The organism is Lysobacter sp. P5_B9 (genome assembly GCF_054049835.1).
In genome coordinates, this window is record NZ_JBFULP010000006.1 from 166,584 (window position 1) to 187,253 (window position 20,670).

17 protein-coding genes and 3 pseudogenes are annotated in these 20,670 nt (G+C 64.8%); 8 read left to right on the forward strand and 12 right to left on the reverse strand.

Features of this window, described 5'->3' with window-relative positions; genetic code table 11:
* Nucleotides 1-68: 68 nt before the first annotated feature.
* Complete coding sequence (locus ACXJJ9_RS13420; protein WP_457097654.1) at nucleotides 69-623, reverse strand: DUF2058 domain-containing protein; 555 nt, start codon at nucleotides 621-623, stop codon at nucleotides 69-71.
* 74 nt (nucleotides 624-697) lie between these two features.
* Here ACXJJ9_RS13420 and ACXJJ9_RS13425 point away from each other — a divergent pair, with 74 nt between their 5' ends.
* On the forward strand, nucleotides 698-1,195 hold the full coding sequence (locus tag ACXJJ9_RS13425) for a YgjP-like metallopeptidase domain-containing protein (protein ID WP_457097655.1): 498 nt from the start codon (nucleotides 698-700) through the stop codon (nucleotides 1,193-1,195).
* An 18-nt stretch (nucleotides 1,196-1,213) separates the two neighbouring features.
* On the opposite strand, the gene ACXJJ9_RS13430 is transcribed toward ACXJJ9_RS13425, so the two are convergent.
* The 3 genes and pseudogenes from ACXJJ9_RS13430 to ACXJJ9_RS13440 form a co-directional block, all read right to left on the reverse strand.
* Nucleotides 1,214-1,642, reverse strand: a complete 429-nt coding sequence (locus ACXJJ9_RS13430; RefSeq protein ID WP_457097656.1) for a hypothetical protein — start codon at nucleotides 1,640-1,642, stop codon at nucleotides 1,214-1,216.
* Between the two features lie 118 nt (nucleotides 1,643-1,760).
* Nucleotides 1,761-2,813 carry an alpha/beta fold hydrolase gene (locus ACXJJ9_RS13435; RefSeq protein ID WP_457097657.1) on the reverse strand — a complete coding sequence of 351 codons (1,053 nt, stop codon included), beginning with the start codon at nucleotides 2,811-2,813 and terminating at the stop codon, nucleotides 1,761-1,763.
* A 5-nt stretch (nucleotides 2,814-2,818) separates the two neighbouring features.
* A pseudogene (locus tag ACXJJ9_RS13440) lies at nucleotides 2,819-3,007 on the reverse strand (LysR family transcriptional regulator); the annotation flags it as partial.
* A 188-nt stretch (nucleotides 3,008-3,195) separates the two neighbouring features.
* Here ACXJJ9_RS13440 and ACXJJ9_RS13445 point away from each other — a divergent pair.
* Nucleotides 3,196-3,546: an aldo/keto reductase gene (locus ACXJJ9_RS13445; RefSeq protein WP_457097725.1), complete on the forward strand. Its 351-nt coding sequence runs from the start codon at nucleotides 3,196-3,198 to the stop codon at nucleotides 3,544-3,546.
* Between the two features lie 147 nt (nucleotides 3,547-3,693).
* On the opposite strand, the pseudogene ACXJJ9_RS13450 reads toward ACXJJ9_RS13445, so the two are convergent.
* Nucleotides 3,694-5,028: pseudogene (locus ACXJJ9_RS13450) on the reverse strand (S8 family peptidase); the annotation flags it as partial.
* Nucleotides 5,029-5,544: 516 nt separating this feature from the next.
* On the opposite strand from ACXJJ9_RS13450, the gene ACXJJ9_RS13455 reads away from it, so the two are divergent.
* From ACXJJ9_RS13455 to ACXJJ9_RS13465, 3 genes are all read left to right on the forward strand, one after another.
* Nucleotides 5,545-7,044 (forward strand): serine hydrolase, encoded by a 1,500-nt coding sequence (locus ACXJJ9_RS13455; RefSeq protein WP_457097658.1) that lies wholly within the window; start codon nucleotides 5,545-5,547, stop codon nucleotides 7,042-7,044.
* Nucleotides 7,045-7,203: 159 nt separating this feature from the next.
* Entirely contained in the window at nucleotides 7,204-7,749 is a 546-nt protein-coding gene (locus ACXJJ9_RS13460) for a GAF domain-containing protein (RefSeq protein WP_457097659.1), read from the forward strand.
* Between the two features lie 179 nt (nucleotides 7,750-7,928).
* The gene (locus ACXJJ9_RS13465; RefSeq protein ID WP_457097660.1) at nucleotides 7,929-9,473 is read left to right on the forward strand and encodes a DUF1254 domain-containing protein; all 1,545 of its coding nucleotides are present in this window, start codon (nucleotides 7,929-7,931) and stop codon (nucleotides 9,471-9,473) included.
* 49 nt (nucleotides 9,474-9,522) lie between these two features.
* On the opposite strand, the gene ACXJJ9_RS13470 is transcribed toward ACXJJ9_RS13465, so the two are convergent.
* Nucleotides 9,523-9,927, reverse strand: a complete 405-nt coding sequence (locus ACXJJ9_RS13470; RefSeq protein ID WP_457097661.1) for a hypothetical protein — start codon at nucleotides 9,925-9,927, stop codon at nucleotides 9,523-9,525.
* 238 nt (nucleotides 9,928-10,165) lie between these two features.
* Here ACXJJ9_RS13470 and ACXJJ9_RS13475 point away from each other — a divergent pair, with 238 nt between their 5' ends.
* Nucleotides 10,166-11,155: a cyanophycinase gene (locus tag ACXJJ9_RS13475; RefSeq protein WP_457097662.1), complete on the forward strand. Its 990-nt coding sequence runs from the start codon at nucleotides 10,166-10,168 to the stop codon at nucleotides 11,153-11,155.
* Nucleotides 11,156-11,200: 45 nt separating this feature from the next.
* Here the strand turns inward: ACXJJ9_RS13475 and ACXJJ9_RS13480 are convergent, their stop codons facing one another.
* The 3 genes from ACXJJ9_RS13480 to ACXJJ9_RS13490 form a co-directional block, all read right to left on the reverse strand.
* Complete coding sequence (locus ACXJJ9_RS13480) at nucleotides 11,201-13,324, reverse strand: prolyl oligopeptidase family serine peptidase (RefSeq protein WP_457097663.1); 2,124 nt, start codon at nucleotides 13,322-13,324, stop codon at nucleotides 11,201-11,203.
* 228 nt (nucleotides 13,325-13,552) lie between these two features.
* Nucleotides 13,553-13,924 carry a hypothetical protein gene (locus ACXJJ9_RS13485; RefSeq protein WP_457097664.1) on the reverse strand — a complete coding sequence of 124 codons (372 nt, stop codon included), beginning with the start codon at nucleotides 13,922-13,924 and terminating at the stop codon, nucleotides 13,553-13,555.
* A gap of 307 nt (nucleotides 13,925-14,231) precedes the next feature.
* Nucleotides 14,232-15,920, reverse strand: a complete 1,689-nt coding sequence (locus ACXJJ9_RS13490) for a TPR end-of-group domain-containing protein (protein WP_457097665.1) — start codon at nucleotides 15,918-15,920, stop codon at nucleotides 14,232-14,234.
* 311 nt (nucleotides 15,921-16,231) lie between these two features.
* On the opposite strand from ACXJJ9_RS13490, the gene ACXJJ9_RS13495 reads away from it, so the two are divergent.
* Nucleotides 16,232-16,903 (forward strand): hypothetical protein, encoded by a 672-nt coding sequence (locus ACXJJ9_RS13495; RefSeq protein WP_457097666.1) that lies wholly within the window; start codon nucleotides 16,232-16,234, stop codon nucleotides 16,901-16,903.
* Nucleotides 16,904-17,089: 186 nt separating this feature from the next.
* Complete coding sequence (locus tag ACXJJ9_RS13500; protein ID WP_457097667.1) at nucleotides 17,090-17,896, forward strand: DUF1353 domain-containing protein; 807 nt, start codon at nucleotides 17,090-17,092, stop codon at nucleotides 17,894-17,896.
* Between the two features lie 34 nt (nucleotides 17,897-17,930).
* On the opposite strand, the gene ACXJJ9_RS13505 is transcribed toward ACXJJ9_RS13500, so the two are convergent.
* The 3 genes and pseudogenes from ACXJJ9_RS13505 to ACXJJ9_RS13515 all read right to left on the reverse strand — a co-directional run bounded on the left by ACXJJ9_RS13505 (nucleotide 17,931) and on the right by ACXJJ9_RS13515 (nucleotide 20,595).
* Complete coding sequence (locus tag ACXJJ9_RS13505; protein WP_457097668.1) at nucleotides 17,931-18,215, reverse strand: hypothetical protein; 285 nt, start codon at nucleotides 18,213-18,215, stop codon at nucleotides 17,931-17,933.
* Between the two features lie 479 nt (nucleotides 18,216-18,694).
* Nucleotides 18,695-19,696 (reverse strand): NADP-dependent oxidoreductase, encoded by a 1,002-nt coding sequence (locus tag ACXJJ9_RS13510; RefSeq protein WP_457097669.1) that lies wholly within the window; start codon nucleotides 19,694-19,696, stop codon nucleotides 18,695-18,697.
* A gap of 44 nt (nucleotides 19,697-19,740) precedes the next feature.
* Nucleotides 19,741-20,595: pseudogene (locus tag ACXJJ9_RS13515) on the reverse strand (oxidoreductase).
* Nucleotides 20,596-20,670: the final 75 nt, after the last annotated feature.

Genomic DNA, 20,670 nt, shown 5'->3' on the forward strand with positions numbered 1-20,670 from the left:
GTGACTGCCTGCCGGTCACCCCGGGCTGGGCGATGACCGCTCATCGCCGAACGCAGTCCCGCCCGCGTTTACCAGACCAGGTCGTCGGGCACCTGGAACTGCGCGTAATACGCATCGTCTTCGGAGGTTCCGGCGGAGGGCTCGGTGCCCACCTCCTGGCCGTGATCGAGCACGATCATGCTGGCGTCGCGTTCGCGCACCTTATCGCCGGCCGCACGCGGGAGCAGTTCGTAGCGATCGCCCAGACGGGCTATCACCAGTGCGCCGGAGGACAGCTTCCTGCGCAGATCGTCGTTGACGAGCATGGTGCGGATGGCGCCATCGGCGGTGAAGCGATACTCGCTCTCCCCCGAGCGCGGCACCTTCTTGTCCTCGATGATCTGCCGGGCCTGGGCAAGCAGTTCGGCCTTGCGCGCCTGGGCTTTGCGCTCGGCGGCCAGCGCGCGGTCCCGCTCGGCCTTTTCGGCCCGCGCCCGCTCGGCGTCCCGCTGGATCTCGTTGAGCTCGGACGGCCCTTTGGCATGCCGGGCCTTGTTCTGCTCGCGCGCCACCTCGGCCACCTTGGACTTCTTGACCAGGCCCGCCTTGAGCAACTGTTCCTGGAGCGGATTCGCCTTCGCCATGTCGCTGTTTCTTGTTCCGGGTTTCCGCCCCATCATACCCGCCGCCCCACCCTCGCCTTGACCCCTTCCGTCTGATGGAATCGTTGAAGTACCTCGCCGGTTACCCACCACACGTGCAGGCGCGGGTGCGCGAGCTGATCGAGCAGGGACGGCTGGGCACGATGTTCGTCGACAAGTACGGCCAGTCCCACGCCGTGCGCAGCGACGGCCAGCTGTACGACTACGTCCAGGCGCTCAAGGACCGGCACCTGCGCAGATCGGTGCCGCTGGGCAAGGTGGTCTACGACAGCAAGCTACAGGTGATGAAGCACGCGCTCGGCACCCACACCGCAATTTCCCGGGTGCATGGCGACAGGCTCAAGGCCAGCCGGGAGATTCGCATCGCCACCGTGTTCCGCGACGCGCCCGCTGAGTTCCTGAAGATGATCGTGGTGCATGAACTGGCGCACATCAAGGAAGCCGAGCACAACAAGTCCTTCTACCAGCTGTGCACGCACATGGAGCCGGAATACCACCAGTTGGAGTTCGACTTGCGCCTCTACCTGACTCATCTGGACGCAGGGCAGCGCTGAGGCTGTACCGGCGCCAGCTCAGCGCTTTCTCGCAGTCTGGACGCGAGGGAAGTAGCGCATCACGAAGAACAGGTACACCAGCCAGAGTGCGAACCATGCAGACGCGACGGCAATAAGCCCGACCGTGAAGAGGACCAGGCTCGGAGCCAGGAACAGCAGGACGCATCCGAGCAGCCAGAAGCCATCGCCCCGACGCGAGTACCGGGCGCGTTCGACATCGTCGATCCGGCCTCCCAGCGAGGCGCCGTAATAATAGAAGGACGAGAACGCGAACGAGAACGTCGCCACGCCCATCATGATCAACGTGGCTTGATACGCAAAGGCGTCGACCTGGCCGTCTGCGAACTTCGGATACAGAAAGAACAGCAGGAACGTGAAGATCGCGATGCTCGACGCCGCGAGCTGATACGACCGGTTGACATTGGCTGCGGCAAGTTCGTCGGCCATGGGATCTCCCCTCTCCTCGCCACTGGTTCGCAGTGGTCGTAAAGATACTACGGCCGAACGCGGGCAACTGGCTGCCAAAGCCCAAGGGGCAGAACTACCACCTCACCTTGCCCTGGCTTCAAAGACGATCACAATCGATGATGGCCTGGGCGAATGCCCGTGGCGCTTCCTGCGGCGGGTTGTGGCCGATGCCTCCCGTGAGCAGGCGGTGTTCGTACTTGCCCGTGAAGCGTTTGGCGTAGCTCTCTGGCGTCGGGTGCGGCGCGCCGTTGGCGTCGCCTTCGAGGGTGATCGTCGGGACGGTGATTGCAGGGAACGCGGCCAGCTTCGCCTCGATCTCGTCGTACTTCGGCTCGCCCTTGGCCAAGCCCAGCCGCCATCGGTAGTTGTGGATCACGATGTCGACGTGGTCTGGGTTGTCGAACGACCTGGCGCTGCGGTCGAAAGTCGCATCGTCGAATGCCCACTTCGGCGACGCCATTTTCCAGATCAGCTTCGCGAAGTCGTGTCGGTATTTCTCGTAACCGGCCCGACCGCGATCGGTCGCGAAGTAGAACTGGTACCACCATTGCAGCTCGCCTTCAGGTGGTAGCGGCGTTTGCGCGGCCTTCTGGCTTCCGATCAGATAGCCGCTCACGGAGACCAGCGACTTGACTCGCTCTGGCCATAGGGCAGCGACGATGTCCGCCGTTCTTGCGCCCCAATCGAAACCGCCGAGCACTGCTTTTTTGATGTCGATCGCATCCATGAAGGCCACGACGTCTTGCGCCAGCGCGGCAGGCTGGCCGTTCCGTGGCGTATCCGGCGAAAGAAACCGTGTCGTGCCATAGCCCCGCAAATGGGGAACGAGCACACGGTATCCGCGCGCTGCCAGTTGCGGCGCTACGTCGACATAGCTGTGGATGTCGTACGGCCAGCCGTGCAGCAGCACGACGGGCATGCCATCCGCCGGCCCGTCTTCGGCATACCCGATGTCCAGGACGCCGGCACGCACCTGCTTCAGGTTCGCGAATGTGGCCTCACCGGTGCGGACCGATGTCGGCGTATTGGTTGGTTTCTGCGCCTGCATGGCTTGCACGAAACCGAGCGGTGCAGCGGCGACGCCGAGTGCCGCGGTGCCGAGGAGAAGGCGGCGGCCCTGATCTATCGTGTCTTGCGGTTGCTTTTCCATGGCGATCATCCAGCATCAGCATCGCGCTTGATGGAATCCCCCGAAGGGAGGAGTTCTGGCGCGTCCAGCGCGAGCCGCTCGACCAGGAAGTCGACGAACGCGCGCACCTTGGGTGACTGGACGCGGCCACGCGGGAAGACGACGTTCAAGTCGAAATCCGGCCCGCCCCATTCCGGCAAGACCTGCCGCAGCGTTCCGGCCCTCGGCGTAACGCTTCACCATGATGTCGCCGGCCAGCATGAGCCCTTCGTCCGCGAGCATGGCAACGCGCAAGCCCGATGGATCGTTGGCAACGAAGACCGGCTCGATCGGAAACTCGGCCTCGTCCTTGGCGTCGTGCAACCGCCAGAAATAACCCGCGCCCTTTCGGAAATGCCTCGGCATTGCCAGTCGCAGGTCGTCAGGGTGCGATGGTTCGCTCAACGAACGCGCGCTCGACATCGCCGATGTCGTCTTCGCAGTCGCGAATGAAAGCGGTCATTCAGCCGCACAAGTTGCCCTGGCATGGACGCTGCGCAATGCAGGCGTCGCCGCGACCCTGATCGGGGCACGCCGGCAGGAGCAACTGGAAGACAACCTCGGAGCACTGTCGGTCGAATTGAGCGATGAGCAATGGAAGCGGTTGGAGCTGGCGAGCGCGATCTCCCTTGGCTTTCCGCACCACATGCTGCGCTCGCCGATGGTGTTGCAGGTCATGACGGGCGGTGCGCCGCTGCCGGTGCGCACATGGTGATCGCCGCCTTGTTTCTCACGTTCGTCCGGATCCTGGGACGTCACCTCGATGAGGACCGGCAGGAATCAGGCGACTGAAAAGAAGAACCCCGGCCAAGGCCGGGGTTCGTATCGCACTTCGGTTTGCTGAAACGGATCAGAACGCCGCGGCGGCGTTCACGGCCGCATTGGCATCGATGATGCCGTTGCCGATCGGCTTGTCGTTGCTGCCCGGGAAGGTGCGCAACGCGCTCTTCAGGATGCTCTCCACCTGCGCCGGGGTCAGCGGCGTGGTGCGCACGGCCTGCATCAGTGCAACGGTACCCGCCACGTGCGGCGCCGCCATCGAGGTACCCGCCATGCACAGGTAGTTCTCGGTGGTCGGGCCACTGGTGCCGGCGTTGCCGGTGGACACGATCAGCGTGGTGCAGTCCGGGCTGTCGCCACCCGGGGCCGCCACGTCGATCAGGCTGCCGTAGTTGGAGTAGCTGGCACGGGTGCCGTTCTTGTTGGTCGCGGCGACGGCGATGACGTTGCCACAGCTCGCCGGGGTGAAGCCGGCGGCGTCGGCGTTGTCGTTGCCGGCAGCCACCACCACGGTGGTGCCACGGGCGACGGCGGCGTTGATCGCGTTCTGGTAGGTGCTGGAGCACGCACCGGCGCCGCCCAGCGACATGTTGATGACTTCGGCCGGGTTGGCATTGGCAGGAGCGCCGGCGACGGTGCCGCCCGACGCCCAGGTGATGCCGTCGACGATGTCGGACGTGTAGCCGCCACCACGACCCAGTACGCGCACCGGGACGACCTTGGCGCCGTAGGCCACGCCGATCACGCCCACGCCGTTGTTGCCGACCGCGGCGATCGTGCCGGCGGTGTGGGTGCCGTGCCAGCTGGAGTTCTGGGCGCGGTAGTAGTCGCCCGGATCGTGCGCGTCGGCGTCGCGGCCGCCACCGTCGCCCGCGACGGTCTTGCTCGAGATGAAGTCGTAGCCCGGCAGGATGTTCGCGAGCAGGTCACTGTGGTTGGTGTAGCCGGTATCGAGCACCGCCACGACCACGCCGTTGCCATTGGTGGTGTTCCAGGCCTGGTCGGCGCGGATGCCGCCGGTGCTGGTCTGCATGCCCCACAGGTAAGTGCTGTAGTGGGGGTCGTTCGGAGTCATCAGCGGCTTCATGATCCGGTCGACCTCGACGTACTCGACGTTCGGGTCGGCGGCGATATTGCGCATCAGGCGTTCTGCATCGGCACGGCCCAGCCCATGGCTGGCCTCGACGACTTCACCGCCGACGGACAGCGTACGCAGCCGGCCGACGGCCAGCGCCTGGCCATTGCTCCTGGCCGCGATATCCAGGTTGTGCTGCTGCGCAACGGCACTGGTGCCGGTGCGGTACTTGACGATGAAGCGATCAAAGCTGGTCTGGTCCGCGGACTGCAGGCCGGCAGTATCCACGCGACCGGCGGCAGCGGCGGAGCCAGCGAACCCGGCGGTCAGTGCAACCGCCATGGCCGTGGCCAGCGCGTGCTGGTGCAACTTGTGCGACTTCGACATCAGGATGTTCCCCTGTGGGATTTTGAAATGTGGCTTGCCTGCATTGGCAACCCACGCCGTGACCCGGCCGCACACTCCAGTGGCCCATTCCTGGAGCGGCGTCTCTCTCGCCGGGACTGACCGGCGGAACGCCGGTCCGCTTCAAACCTATACAGAAATCGCATCTGCAAACAACGAGGGTGTGCCCTTGCAGTGGAGTCCTGCCCGAGTGCAGCGAGGTTGCTTGGTGTTTCGCAGGTAAAAACACAGGGAATCCGACTGACCCTGCGGACGCTGAAGCATTCAGCGCACGGATCGAAACCGAGAACGTCGTCACGCGTATTGTTGCGTAGCGGCATGAAGTCCCCGAGCGCTCGCTGCCCTGTGTTCGCAAGCGGGCCTCGCTAAACCTTCCGCCCCGGAGGGGCATCCAAGCGCACGGAAGATCCCTTCCGCGGCGTGCACGACAACAGCAATCCGGGAGGAACCACGATGCCCACCCCTGCCAGGGCCTTCTCTCCGCGCCAGCTCGCCCTATTGCTTCTGGTCGCGTCCCTTTCGGCCTGCGCCGGAGCGATGCCTGCGGCGCAGGCGCCGGAGGCTCCGGACTCCGCGCAGGACGCACCGCGCATCGCCGCCTTCCGACAGCAGGTCGAAGCGGACCGCGAGCAGCTGAAGATCCCGGGACTGTCCGTCGTGGTTCTCGAGGACGACAAGGTGATCTGGACCGAGGGCCTCGGCTATGCCGACCTCGAGCACAAGGTGCCGGCCACGCCGGACACGCTCTACCACGTCGCCTCGCTGACCAAGACCTTCACCGCGATCCTGGTCTGGCAGCTGGTCGAACAGGGCAAGCTCGATCTCGACGAACCGGTGTCCCACTACTCGAGCGACTTCAAGGACGACTCGGTCAAGATCAAGCACCTGCTCAGCCACACCTCCGAAGACACGCCCGGCGACCACTACAAGTACAACCCGGACCGCTTCGAGCACCTCAAGGAGGTACTCGAGAAGAAGACCGGCAAGCCGTTGCGCCAGCTGTTGGTGGAGACGTTCCTGGATCCGCTGGACATGCAGGACAGCGTGCCCGGTCCCGACGTCGCCGACGATGCGACGAAGTGGGCGGTTCTCGGCCAGGACCACCTCGCGCGCTACAAGACCAACCTCGCCCGCCTCGCCGAGCCCTACACCTACTACGGCGAGGGCGAGATCCTGCACGAGTCGCAGCCGCCTGCGGACTTCTGGGCCTCGGCGGGATTGCTCTCCACCGTACGCGACATGGCGAAGTACGACGCGGCCGTCGACCGCCACGCCCTGCTGAAGCCTGAAACGCTGGCCCGGGCGTGGACGCCCTTCACTTCCAACGCCGGCAAGCCGCTGGCCCATGGCCTGGGCTGGTTCGTCACCGACTACCGCGGCACACGTCTCGTGTGGCATTACGGGCACTGGGGCACCGGCTTCTCGGCGCTGTATCTCAAGGTGCCCGCGAAGCACCTGTCGATGATCCTGCTGTCCAACAGCGAGGCGCTGGCCGACCACATGTTCCAGATCGGCGAGGACATCACCACCAACGTCTTCGCGTGCGACTTCCTCGACACCTTCGTGCCCGAACTGGCGAACGCGAGCGGACCGACGTCCGCGACCGCGGTCGCGGACTGCAACGTCGGGTCACGTGCGGCGCTGGCGAAGTGGTTCGAGGATCGCCGCGCCAAGATGCGCAAGGCCATTACGGTGGACCCTGCCCTGCTGCAGGCCTACGCGGGGCGCTACGACGTGCCGGAGCGTGGCGTGTGGACCATGACCGCGGGAGACGGCCACCTTTACCTCATCGGTTCCAGCGGCAAGCAGTACGAACTGTTCGCCGAAGCGCCGAACCGCTTCTTCCTGAAGGACCGCCCGTGGACGGTGATCTTCGTCAAGGAAGGCGGGCGGGTCACACGGATGGACATCGAGGACACGGGATTGACGCTGCACGCACCCCGCGTCAAATAGCCGCGCACCACGCAACGCACGGCGGCGCTCGTGGGCTGGGTTGGTTTCGTCAACCCGGCATCGTTGGTGCATGAAGCGCTGGGCTGGCAAAACCAACCCAGCCTACGGCTCCACCTCGCGCGAGATAGACTCGACCCAGAAAAGCCGCTGGAGGTGGGCATGAACGCGCAGACGCTCGAGATTCCCCGCAGCCTGCTGGCCCGCCAACGCCTTGCGCTGGACATGATCGAGCGCGGCGCGCCGCTTGCCGACACCCTCACCCTGCTCTGCCACATCGTCGAAGCGGAGGCGCAGAGCCTGGTGCGCGCGGCCATCCTGCTGGTGGACCACGAGTCCGCGTGCCTGCGTACAGGCGCCGCCCCCGGGCTGCCCGACCGCTACAACCGCGCCGTCGACGGCATCGGCATCGCCGCGGACACGGGCACCTGCGCTGCTGCGGCCGCGCTGAACCGCGCGGTGATCACGGCCGACATCGCGACCGATCCGGGCTGGGTCGGGCTGTCGCACCTGCCCTTGGGGCTGGGACTGCACGCCGCATGGTCGATGCCGATCGTCGCCGGCGATGGCGTGGTGCTCGGCACCTTCGGCACCTACTTCACCGAATGCCGCGCGCCGACGCAGGACGAGTGCGATCTCGTCGCCGTCCTCGCCCACACGGCGGCGCGCGCGATCGAGCGCGAACATGCGCGCGGCGGGAAGTCGTAGGGCGGCTCAAACTCCCGGCATCGTTGGCACATGAAGGGCTGGTGAGGCCAACCCAGCCTGCCGACTTTTTACCGGGTCTTTACCGGGCCCCAGTACAGTGAAAGCTCGGGCGCGGGACCGAACACGCGCTCGTCATTCCACGTAAGTAGTTTGACGTAGTAGCTGGCGGAGGAATCCCCGTGCGTAGGACGCTTGTTCGCGACCTCTTGTCGAGCGTGATCGCCCTGCTTCTGGTGGGCGCATGCACACGTACTCCATCACCGGAGACGCCGGTCCAGCCGGAGGCATCGGCGACGGCCGTCACTCAGCCAGCGCCGGCGCCGCCGTCGGCGCCGGCGCCAACAAGTGCGACGCCCCGGGTACCGGGGCCGGTCGCGGGCACGAGGCTCACCGAAGCCTATGCACGAGCGGCCGCACGCGATGTGTATTTCTGGGCGTGGCCGATGGTCAACGTCTACAACCGGCGCATCGGTTTCTCGGCCTTGCCCGGCCCCGGGAAGCTTGGTGGCGTGCTGCCGGCAGCTCCGCCGAACACCCTGAGCATGCTTACCGACTACGTCGCGCCAAGCCAGCGCGAAGTAGCGTGCCCCAACCAGGATGTCGTGTACGGCGGTGGGCCGCTCGCGCTCGATGTCGAACCCGTCGTCATCCAGGTACCCGATTTCGGCGACCGCTTCTGGGTCTATCAGGTCGTCGATACGCGCACCGACAGCTTCGTCGAACTCGGCAAGATGTACGGCACCAAGCCGGGCTTCTACCTGCTGGCCGGCCCCGGGTGGAAAGGCGAAACCCCCAAGGACATCGCGCGCGTGTTCCGCAGTGGCACCAATAGCGGCTACGTCATCCCGCGTGTCTTCCTCGACGCTACGCCCGAGGATCGCGGTGCGGTGCAGCCGTTGATCAGCCAGATCGACATGTATCCGTTGTCGAAGTTCGACGGGAAAATGAAGACGCAGGACTGGAGCAAGACACCCGACTTCCCCGCCCCTCCGCCGCAAGCCGACGGAAGCGAGGCACCCAAGGTCGACCCGACGAAGTTCTGGGACCAGTTGCCTGCCGTACTCACCGACACGACACCGTTGCCGGGCGAAGAGGCGCAGTACGCGAAGGCCTTGTCGCTGGTGGAGGCCGCGAAGCGGGACCCGGCGATCAAGGCCGCGATCACGGATGAAGCCGTGCGCACCGAAAAGGAACTGATCGCCCCGTTGCTCGAATTCCGCAACTTCGGCATTCCACTGGACGCGAACTGGAGCACCGTGCGCAACGGCGCGAAGTTCGGCACCGACTACTTCACGCGCGCGGCGGTGGCCAAGTCCAACATCTTCGTCAACAAGCCCAACGAAGCCACGTACTTCTACCAGGACCTGGATGCGAACGGCGCGCGCCTCGATGGCGGCAAGCGTTACAAGGTGACCTTCGCGAAGGGCGGGCCGCCCGTGAAGGGTTTCTGGTCGCTGACGCTGTACGACGCGCAGCATTTCTTCGTACCGAACACGATCAACCGCTATTCGCTAGGCACCAAGAACAAGGACCTGGTGGCGAACGCGGACGGCACCACCACCATCTACGTGCAGGCGGATGCGCCGACCGATCCGTCGCAACGCGCCAACTGGCTGCCATCGCCAAAGGGCAAGCCGTTCTCGCTGTATGTGCGCACTTACTGGCCGGATGCCCGCATCCTGGATGGCACGTGGACGCCGCCGAAGGTCGAACCGATGCAATGAAAGAAGCCCGCCTTTCGGCGGGCTTTCCTTGTCCAGCGATACCTGCAACTCAGTCGTATCCCCACACCTTGAGCTTGGCCGACTTCGCCTTGCCAAGGATCTGGTACTGGATGGTGATCGACGTCAGGCGCGACTTGATCCCGGGAGCATTCATCGGGGCCGACTGTCCCCCGACCTTGATGACACCGACATCCATCATCGTGGCGTCGGGGCGGTTGTCCCAGTGCAGGGCGAGCGACGTGACCTTCACGTCAGCGCCTTCGACGGAGAGCTTCACCTGCTTGATGTTCTTGTTCCATATATCGCCGCTGCTCTTGATCTCGGTGCTCGGGTCGGCGGCCTTCAGCGTCTTTTCGCTGAGCACGAACCACTGGTCCCCCGCACTGGCGCTGCCGATGAAGGCAACTGCGCTGACCACAAATGAGGCCATCAAAGTGCGAATGTTCGTCTTCATGGACATCTCCTGGTTGCGGTGGTTGCCGCTGGCTTCGCAGCGGCACGGTCCCCATCCCCATATATATCCATCACGGCGTTAACGCCGGGTCGTACCGCACGCGCCGCCGGCTAAACCGGGGCTGCGAATTCACCGCCGGTCGCCGGGGTCGACTCGGGGTAGGCTTCATCAACCCGGCAGCATGAGGCCGCCAACCCGGCCTACCCCCCGTTCCGTTCCCACGTCGCCGAGGATGCCCATGACCCGTCTGCCCGCAATACTGCTGGCCCTGCTCGTGCCCGCCCTCGCCTCTGCCGCCAAGCATCCCAGTTACAGCTACTTCCGCGTCGGCAACAGCGCCGATATCGCACCGGCACCGCAACCGGGCATCGTGCTGATGGGTGGCAGCACCGATGTCGACGCGGCCTTCCAATGGCTGTGCCAACGCTCCGGCGGCGGCGATTTGCTGGTGATCCGCGCCACCGGGACCGACGCGTACACCCCCTACATCCAGGACCTGTGCCCGGGCGAAAATTCGGTCGCCACGCTGATCATTCCCGACGCCGCGGCGGCGAACAACGCAACGGTGGCCGACATCCTGTCGAAGGCCGAAGCGGTCTGGATCGCCGGCGGCGACCAGTCGAACTACATCAACGTCTGGACCGGCACGCCGGTGCAGGCCACGCTCAATGCGCTGATCGCCAGCGGCGTACCGGTAGGCGGCACCAGCGCTGGCCTCAACGTGCTGACGCAATTCGTCTACACCGCGCAGGCCAGCCAGGGCGTGACGTCGAGCCAGGCCCTGGCCAATCCGTTCAACCGCTACATGACGCTCGGGCGCGACTTCGCCAACCTGCCCGTGCTCGCCGGCATCATCGGCGATCCGCACTTCGGTGCGCGCGATCGCATGGGGCGCGACCTCGCATTCCTGTGCCGCATCGCCGTCAACGGCTGGAGCAATGCACCGCGCGGAATCTCGGTCGATGAGCAGACCGCATTGCTGGTGGATGCGCAGGGCAACGCCAGCGTGGTCGGCAGCGGCAACGTCTATTTCCTGAAGGCGCCCGGCCTGCCGGAAACCTGCCAGAGCAAAGTGCCGCTGACCTACCGCAACATCGCAGTCGACCGCATTCACGCCGGCGATGCGTTCAACCTCGCGACCTGGCAACGCACGGGCGGCAGCGCGTACATGGTCTCGGCGGAAGCCGGCGTGCTGAGTTCTACACAGGCGGGCGGCTCGCCTTACTGACGTTCGTGGATGCGTCGAGGGTGCGGGTGTCGGGGATGACACCCGTCAGCGCGGCGTCTTCAAGTAAGCATCCAGGAACGCGTATATGTCCGCCATCTCCAGCGCGTGTTCGTTGGCGCTCGTGGCGAAATGGCCGAACTGTGCGCCGGTGCGGAACCAGACCGGGGTGTTCGCATTGGCCGCCATGACGCGCGCGCCGAACTTGCCGCTTTCCGAAGGCGGAACGCGCTGGTCCACCAGGCCGACGACGAGCAGCAGCGGCGGATAGGACGTGCCTTCCTTGACGTGCTGGTACGGGTCCATCGCCAGGAGCTGGCGCATGCCCGCGGGCGTACGCGGGTCGCCGATTTCCGCGAGCTGGTTCGCGCCGTTCTTGGCGGAGAGGATGCGCGTCGGATTGAACATGCCCGACTGCACCACCATCGCGCCCCACGCATCGGGCGCCGTGGTGTAGGCCCCACCCGTGAGCAGGCCGCCCATGCTGCCGCTGAATCCCGCGGTGCGCGCGGGCGTCGTCAGTCCACGTGCGGCCAGTTCCTTCGCGCAGGCGATGAAGTCTTCAATGCCGCGCTGCTTGTTCGGCCCTGTCCCGCCGGTGCGCCACGCATCTCCGTTCTCGCCGCCGCCGCGGACGTGGCAGATCGCATACACGTTACCGGAGTTGGCCCATTCCAGATTGTCGGTGGCGAAGCCTGGCTGCATGCTCATGCCGTAACCGCCGTAGCCGAACACGATCGCGTGGGCGCTGCCGTCGCGGGGCAGGTTCTTCGGATGGATCAGACTCAACGGGACCCTCGTCCCGTCGGCGCTCGTGGCTTCGGTTTCCTCGGCAACGAGGCCGGGGTATTCGCGTTCTCCGAGCGCGCCCAGTCCGGTGTCGACGAGTTTCGAAGTCGCGGACTCGTAGCGATACACCTTGCGTGGCGTGGTCCAGCCTTCGAGCGACAGCAGCGCGCCGTCCTGGCGCGGGTCCGTTCGCATCAGGTAGATCGACCCTTCCCCGGGCATCGCCACTGGCTGCCGCGCATGCGTGGCGTAGTCCATGCGTTCGATGGAGTCGAGCCCATGCCGCATCACTTTCAGGTACAGGGCGTCGCGAGCGACGCTGAGCTCGGAGAGCACGACATCCGGGCGTTCGGCAACGATCTCCTGCGCGTCGGCGAGCTTCACATCGGGCTTGCGCAGATCGAGCGCGAGCAGATGGCGATTGGGCGCGCCACCGGCCTGCAGGAGGTAGAGCGTGTCTCCGCGAACGTCAAAGCTCTGCACGGCATCCGCATCATCGACGATGCAGCGCCAGCCCGGCTTGGCCTTCGACAGTGCCGCGACCGGTGCCTCGCACAACCGGAACGACGCGCGCGCCCCCGCGATCAGCAGCACGGCCCAATCGCTTTGCTGCGGCAGCAACACGATCGGGAAATCGTTGGCCACGATCTGCAGCGCATCCTTATCCCCTGCCCGCGCCAACAGCACGTCCTTGTCTGGCGCATCGCCGACGTGGTGCAGGTACGCCGTCGTGCCCAGCATCGGGTCGCCGCCGCCCTCGGTGCGCATGCGCGTGTACGCGAACCCGGTGCCGTCGGGCAGCCATTGCGCGTTGAACTCGCTCCACACGGGCCTAAGGGTTTCCACCACCTTCCCGGTGGCGGTGTCGAACACCGCGAGTTCGCCCGCTTCATTGCCGCCACGCGAGATGTTGACCGCGACCCGGTCGCCACCCGCTGCGACGGTGTAGCCGCTGATGCTCGCGCCCTGTTGCGCGTTCGCGTCGAAGATCGTGTGTTCCTCGCCGTCCGCCTCACGCACCATGAGCATGCGTTCCTTGCCCGCCACGGCGCGCAGGAAGAACAGGCGCTCGCCTTCCAGCCGGTGCTGGCTGTGGCGGGTGCCGGCGGCGGCTGCGGCGGCCAGGCGTTCGCGCCACGCCGCCAGGGTGGGCAGCGTGTCGAGCTTCCCGCGTGTGGTCCGCCCCTGGGCGTCCAGCCACGTGGTGAATTCCTGGTTGCCCTCGCCTTCCATCCACCGGTATGGGTCCGGCATGGCCAGGCCGAAGTCGTGGTCGACGGCGTCGGTCCTGCGAGTCGAGGGGGCGTTGTCATCGGCCGTGGCAGGTTGCGCCAGGAGGATGGCCAGCAGGGCGATGGCGGACAAAACGCGGGGTGTGGGCATGGTTCGGGCTCGGAGTGGTCGTCCACATGTGCAACGCAAGAGCGTCCACCGGGCGGACGAAACTCGGCAACTTGGGTGGGGTCCAGACCTTTCGCGGCCCCGTGCAGCAGACCATCGCCTGCATGCTCGATCCGTGGGGCCGGGGCGGGCGACGGACTGGCGGCGTCCGGAATGAAAGAGGCCCGCGGATGCGGGCCTCTTGGCTGCGCCTCTGCACGCCCGGCCTGGTTAGTTGCCGGGTTCGGGCGGCTGCGGGATGACCCTCGTCGCCAGGCATTCCACATTGGACTCTTGATGGGGCCCGACCACCGACGCCAGGTGCAGCGGTGGATCATAAATCGCGGTGGCGAAACCATCGCCATGGGCGAGATGGGCCGCTACTGCATTGTCGCCACTGGCCCCGATCAAAATCCCCAGGAATTGATTTCCTGTAAAGGTCACAGTTCCGCCATCCGGCAGGATGAAAGTGCAGTTACCGGTGGCTTCGCAGTTGGCGCCAAGATCGAATGGCCCGCCGATGTTGTGACACAGAATTTTCGGCTGTGGGTGAGAGATTGCGGAACCGGCAATCAACGCGCTGGCACCCAGCGCAACCGTCATCAGTGATTTCTTTAGCCCAATCACTCCAGTCTCCTTCTCAAGTCAGTGAGCACAGTCGTGCCCGTGCGGTAGCCGCACGATGCGCGGGCCGAAATCGTGAGGCCATTCCCCATGGGGGTTATTTGCTTAAGCGTTCAGCTGCAGCAATGACGAGGGCGATCTGAATGCACGAATCCGCCCATCCGCGAGGCCATCGGAAGGCAATCGAAGGTAACGCGATCGAAAAAAACCGGATTTGCGCGCGCCGGCGACGCAATGCGCTTCGCGTATTGCGCCCTACGTCCTGGAAGCCGACGTGTTGTCGACATCAGTGAATGCGCGACAGCAGTGCCTGGAAGCGAGGTTCGTCATGCAGGGGCACCAGGTCGCTGTCGTTTTCCATCCAGTCGCGATCGCCCCAGCCGAGGCTGACGGCCTGCTCGAGCAGGTCGATGGCGCGTTCCTTCTCGCCCAGGCCCGTGTAGAAGCAGGCGACGTTGTAGAGCACGACCGGTTCGTTCATGCCCTGCTGCATGGCCTGTTCGGCCAGGGCAATCGCCTTGTCCCTCTCGCCGATGCGGTAGAGGTTCTGCGCGGCGAAGTAGATCGCGCGGGTGTCGTGCGGGTTGAGCTTGAGGTGCCGCTCGAGGGTGCCGAGCGCGCCCAGGCGCACCCGCATCTCGTCCTGCTTGCGGCCGAGCGAGGCGTACGCCATCGCCAGGAACATCGGCACCTGGAAGTCGGCGGGGTTGACCTCGGACGCCCGGGTGTAAAGCTCGGCCGCTTTCTCGACCTTTCCCTGCGACGAGGCAGCCATGCCGTAGTAGTACCAGGCCTCGAACAGGTTGGGGTTGCGGCTGATGGCGATTTCGAACTCGGCGTCGGCCTCGTCGTAGCGGTTGCTGATGCACAACGCCATGCCGCGCGCGGCGTGGGCCTCGGCCGAGTCACGGTCCAGCACCACGGCCTGCTCGCTGGCGCGGTTGGCCTTTTCGACGTTGTCCGGCGTCGCCTCGACATAGCGGTACATGTGCGAATATGCATCGGCGAGCCCGGCGTAGGCGAGCGCGTACTTGGAATCCAGGCTGATGGCCTGGTCGAACATGCGGATGGCGTGCTCGTAGTCGCGGCGTGCCATCGAATACATGTAATTGCGTCCGCGCAGGTAGTAGTCGTAGGCCTCCGGGTCGGTGGTGGCGGCCGACTGGATGGCGCGGCGTTCCTGCGGGCTCAGCGTCACCTGCATCGCCTTGACGATGCTGTGCGCGATGTCGTCCTGGATGGCGAACACGTCCTTCATCTCGCGGTCGTAGGTCTCCGACCACATGTGCGAGTCGGTATCGGCCTCGATCAGCTGCGCGGTGATGCGTACGCGGTCGCCGGCGCGGCGGACGCTGCCTTCCAGGATCGTGCTGACGCCCAACTGCCGGGCCACGGTCGGGATGTCGACTTTCTCGCCCTTGAGGTTGAACGAGGAAGTGCGCGAGGCGACCTTCAGCTGCGGCAGCTTGGCCAGCAGGTTGAGGATCTCCTCGGAGATGCCGTCGCTGAAATACTCGTTCTCGGCGTCGCCGCTCATGTTGACGAAGGGCAGCACGGCGATGGTGCGCCGGCCTTCGTCGACAGTGGAGGCCACGCGCGGCGCCGGGGCTGGCTTCGCCGGTGGCGTGGTTGCGCGTTCCGTCGACGCGGGTGCCGGCGCATCGGTCGACGTCGTCGCGGGGTTGGTGATTGCCGCCGCAGCGGGCGCATCCACCGGACGGGTGCGCTGCACGCCGCGCGGGCCGATGTCGAACATCCAGCCCATCACGAAGGCGATCGGGAAGCCGAGCACGACCAGTGCGATCACCAGGGTGACGGTCCAGTCGGGCAGGTGCAGCCCCGGCAACATGGTCGAGGCGACCTCGATCACGACCCAGCCGGCGATGGCATAGACCACCGCGACGCGGATCACGCGTCGCCGCCGCAGCTCGGCGAAGAAGCCGAGCCCCGACGACTCATTGCCTGGTTCAGCCATGGGCGTCCTCCAGGGGATGCGCGGATGGTGGGCGTCCCGCCCCAACCGTGCAACTTCGCGACCGTGGAAGCCCGTCAGGCCTGCATGTTGCGGCGGCACGTCATACAGCGTGGCTGATCCGGCCAGGGAATGCGCCTTCACCGACTGCACCAACGTGGCGAAGAGGTTCTGGCGGTCACGGGCGGTTTTCGGGAGGCCAGCTCCGAATCGACCATGCGCTCGGTGAGGCGCTGCAGCCCGCCTGGCGGTTGACCTGTCCGGGGAATTGCGCGCGTTGTTTACGCCGAGGGACCGACTACTGGAGAAAGGCCATGAAGACCTTGCTGCTGTCCTTGCTGCTTGCGGTTTCCGCATTCAACGTCCAGGCACAGCCCGTCACCGCATCGACGGACCTGCTCGAACTGCCCCCGGCCCTGCCGTTCGAAACCTCGCCTTGGGCGACAGTCGTGTTCACCAACCAGACCGACAACGCGATCGATGTGTACGGCCTCGGCGCAAACGGGCCCTTTGGCTTCGACTGGGAGTGCAGCGGAGGCGGTTATGTGGAACTGCCGCCGCGGGGCACCTGCGTCCTGAGCGTCCGTTTCGAAGGCGGTGAAGGCCAGCCCCTGGGTGTCATCGATGGCCTGGTGGGATTCCGGTTGTCGACCGGCACGGTGCTCGTGGACCTGCGTGCGTTCACCTATGCACCCATGGCCCCGTTCGGGGTGCGCAACCTGCGCTCTTCGCTGATCCCGCTCGGGTTCGACCTGGACCTGGTGCAGACGCTCGACGCGCGCTTGTCTGCGGTGGAAACGTTGTTGGGGGATGGCAGCGCCGCCAACGACCGCAGGGCCTGTGGCCAGTTGCAATTCTTCGAACAGCGCGTCCTGCAGGAAGCCGCGCACGATCGCGTCCGCGACTGGAGCGCGGCAGTGCTGGTGGTCCAGAAGGACGCGATGTGGCTCAACCTCCACTGCGGCGGGCCATGGCGGAACCAATGAGCGTTTGGCATCGACCGCACGCCACGGGTGTGCGGTCGATGGTGAACATGGGCTCGATGCACCCCGGCGCGAGCGCCACGGGCCTATGGGTTTGCACCGGTAATTCCAGGCCCTGCCCGAGCCGGACACGAAAACCAAGGCCCGCGCGTTCGCCTTCTGCGAGCACCTCCAAAGGACGGAGCGACAATGAAGACCACCCTGACGCTACTGCTTGCCCTGATCTCACTCACTACCGCGTGCCAGGAATCGCCTCGGGCCCCTGGGGATCAACACGTCACCGCAGCGCCCACGGAACCCGTCGATGCTGCCGGAGTCGCGCCGCCATCGGAGCCAGTGCCGACGCCTGTCCCACCCGCCGTCCATGCCGCCAACGAGTTTGGCTCGTTTGCAGGGAAGGTGGTCGCTGAGTGGCTCAGCGACGGCCGGCGCATGAAACTGCTTGAGCCATTCAGTTTCATCGACGCAACTGGAGATCGCTGGACCGCCCCAGCCGGATCAATTGTCGATGGCGCATCGATCCCTCAGTTCGCATGGGCCATCATCGGCGGCCCATTTGAGGGCAAGTATCGGGAAGCGTCAGTCATCCACGATGTGGCATGTGACCAGAAGCTTCGACCGTGGCAACAGGTCCACAAGGCGTTCTATCACGCGATGTTGGCCAACGAAGTCAACACCCAAAAAGCCAAAGTCATGTATGCGGCGGTCTATCACTTTGGCCCCAGGTGGGAACGCAGCACGGAGTTGCGCGTCATGCGCAGCCAAGGCGACGCACAGATGCGCATCTACAAAAAGCGCACTCTCAAAGGCGATAGAGTGGAACTCAGCACGCGGCCCGCGCCCGATCCCGCATCCAACACAATCCTCGTCAAGGCCATTTACAAACCCAGTCCCAGCACGCTGCCACAAGCAGACTTTGATGTCCTCGCCCGGGAGATCGAAGCACGCGATCTTTCACTGGAAGAGATCGAGAACTTCTCTCCTCCAGCGCCATGAATGAACCTGACCCCTCTCCCTGGATCGTGAATCCTCAATCGCGTGCCTGGAGATGTCGTGCGGCCGCCGCCGCCGCTGCCTGCAACACGCTGGCATAGACCTGGCGGGCCTGCCCTGCCTCACGGGCCGCAGTCTCCAGCCAATGGACGTAGGCCGAGAGCAAGTCCCGGGCGTTGTATTGGGATCCGAGGTCGTCGATCGTCTTTGCAACGGCATCTCGCACATGCCAGTCAACGTTGGCGCCTGCCTCGGCCTGCCTGGCGAGGTCAGCGACTCTAAGAACATGCGGCGTGATTAAACCGACGACTGTGGCCTTCATTGGTTCGACCTGATTTCTCCGAATGCGGGAAGATAGCGCACGCGCCATGAATGGTGCTTTCAAAAGGTTCCAGGTTCACTACACCCGTCGTGAAAATGAACCTGGAACTTATTCGCCAAGGCCTGCACCCGACTTCCTGGCGCACTGGGCCAGAGTTGTGCGACCACCTGGCCGCTGGCGTTCGTCAGGATCACCGTCGTCGCCCCGATGGTGCGGCGGGTCGTGGCAAGGGTGACTGGCGCGCCGGTGGAGCTCGCTGCAGCTTCGCGACAACGTGCCGCACGTTCGACACAAAAAGCCCCGCAATGGCGGGGCTTCCTCATGCGGCAGCGATCGATCAGGCCACCGACGCCGGCTCGCGCTTGCGCGAGCGCGAGAAGCGGGTGGACAGCGCTTCGCTCACGCCATCCAGGCCTTTGTTGCAGCCCGACAGCTTGAGCAGACCGTAGTGTGCGATTGATTGCGCGTGCTTATGTTGCTCACTTCACCTTGATGACGACCTTGCCTTTCGCACGGCCCATCGCCAGGTAGTCCATCGCTTCGTTGGTCGCGGAGAACGGAAAGATCCGATCCACGACCTGCCGCACGGCACCGGATTCAAGGAGCGCCGTGATCCGGCTCAACTGCTCGACGTTGGCTCGCATGAAAACAAACGAGTAACTGACGCCGTGCCTACTGGCCTTGCTCCGGATGCCGAAGCTCAAAAGGCGCATGACTTGCTGGAGAAGCCAGCTCAACCCGCTCTCTTGGGCGAACGCCGTATCCGGCGGACCGGAGATGGAAATCAGCTTGCCTCCGGGCTTCAGCACCTTGAGGGATTTTTCGAGCGTGTCCTTACCCAGGCTGTTCAGGACCACATCGTAGCCATTGAGGGCCTTCGCGAAATCCTCTTTCTTGTAGTCGATCACGACATCCGCGCCGAGACTCCTGACCAGATCGACGTTCTCGGTGCTAGTCGTCGTCGCCACCGTCGCGCCGAGGTGCTTTGCCAACTGGATGGCAAACGTGCCGACCCCACCAGAGCCGGCGTGGATCAGGACTTTCTGTCCCTTCTTCAGCCGGGCGCGTTCGATCAATACCTGCCACGCGGTCAGCCCCACCAGGGGGATGGAGGCGGCCTCTTCCATCGTTAGGTTCCTGGGCTTCAACGCTACGTCGGTTTCGTTCATCGCGATGAGTTCCGCGAACGTTCCGATCCGGGCCTGGTCAGGCCGTGCATACACCTCGTCGCCAGGTTTGAACCCGCGGACCTTGGACCCGACCCCAACCACGACCCCGGCGACGTCGTTGCCCAGGATCAGCGGCAAGCGATAGGGCAGGATGAGCTTGAACTCTCCATCCCGGATCTTGGCATCGAGCTGGTTGAGACTGGCTGCGTGGATGGCGACCAGGACGTCATGGTCGCGAACTTCCGGTGGCGGCATTTCGCCGAGGCGCAATGCGCTGTTGCGTTTGTAGCGATCGACGATGAATGCCTTCATGACTGCTTCTCTGCTGTGTGACAACGGCGGCTTGGACAAGCCGCTTACTTTTCCAATACCGGGGTGCGTGGCAGCGACGCCGTTGGGGCATCGAGCCGCAGATCCTTTCGAATGCCAGCGTCCACCCATCGCGCCGGCGCAAACCTGCGAAGCAATCGCAGGCGATTCGCGAGCGCGCCGGCCGTGTAACGGAGTTTTGGCCGCACCGCGATGGCCGCTTGCAGCACGACGTCGGCCACGACGGTCGGCTCGTCAGCAGTTGCCATCACCTGCTTGAGAACCTTGTCCAGAAGCGTGCGAACTTCACGATACTCATCGAGCTTTGAATCGGGGGCCAGGAAGTTCGCCTCGAACTGCGACTTTGTGTAGGCGGGCTCGATCACCGAGACCCGGATGCCTCTTGTGCGCAACTCGTGATCGAGCGACTCCGAATAGCCTTCAACCGCATGCTTGGTTGCAGCATAAAGAGCCCCGTAAGGCATCGGAAGGAAACCAAGCACCGAGCCGATGTTGATGATGCGACCGTTTCCCTAGCGCCGCATGTGAGGCACGACGGCACGGGTCATGCGGATAAGCCCGAAGAAGTTGGTTTCAAAGATCGCCTTGGCCTGCTCGATCGAACTCTCTTCCGCTCCGGCGGGCGCAACACCGAAGCCTGCGTTGTTCACCAGCAGATCGATGCGGCCTTCCAAACGCATCAGCTCCCTGACGACGGCGTCGACGGATTCGTCGCTGGTCACATCGAGGGCCAGCATCTCGAACGGTCGCTGGCCGGCCTGGGCTCCGCGCCGGCTGGTGCCATAGACCTTGTAGCCCGCGATGGCGAGTCGCTGCGCGGTGGCTTCGCCGATACCTGATGAAGCACCTGTTACCAGGGCGATGGATCCTTTGATGTTCATGGGAGCCTTCAGTCGGAGGGGAAAATCATGCCTTTATATGATTCTCATCATATTAAAGGGCAAACGGACAGACCC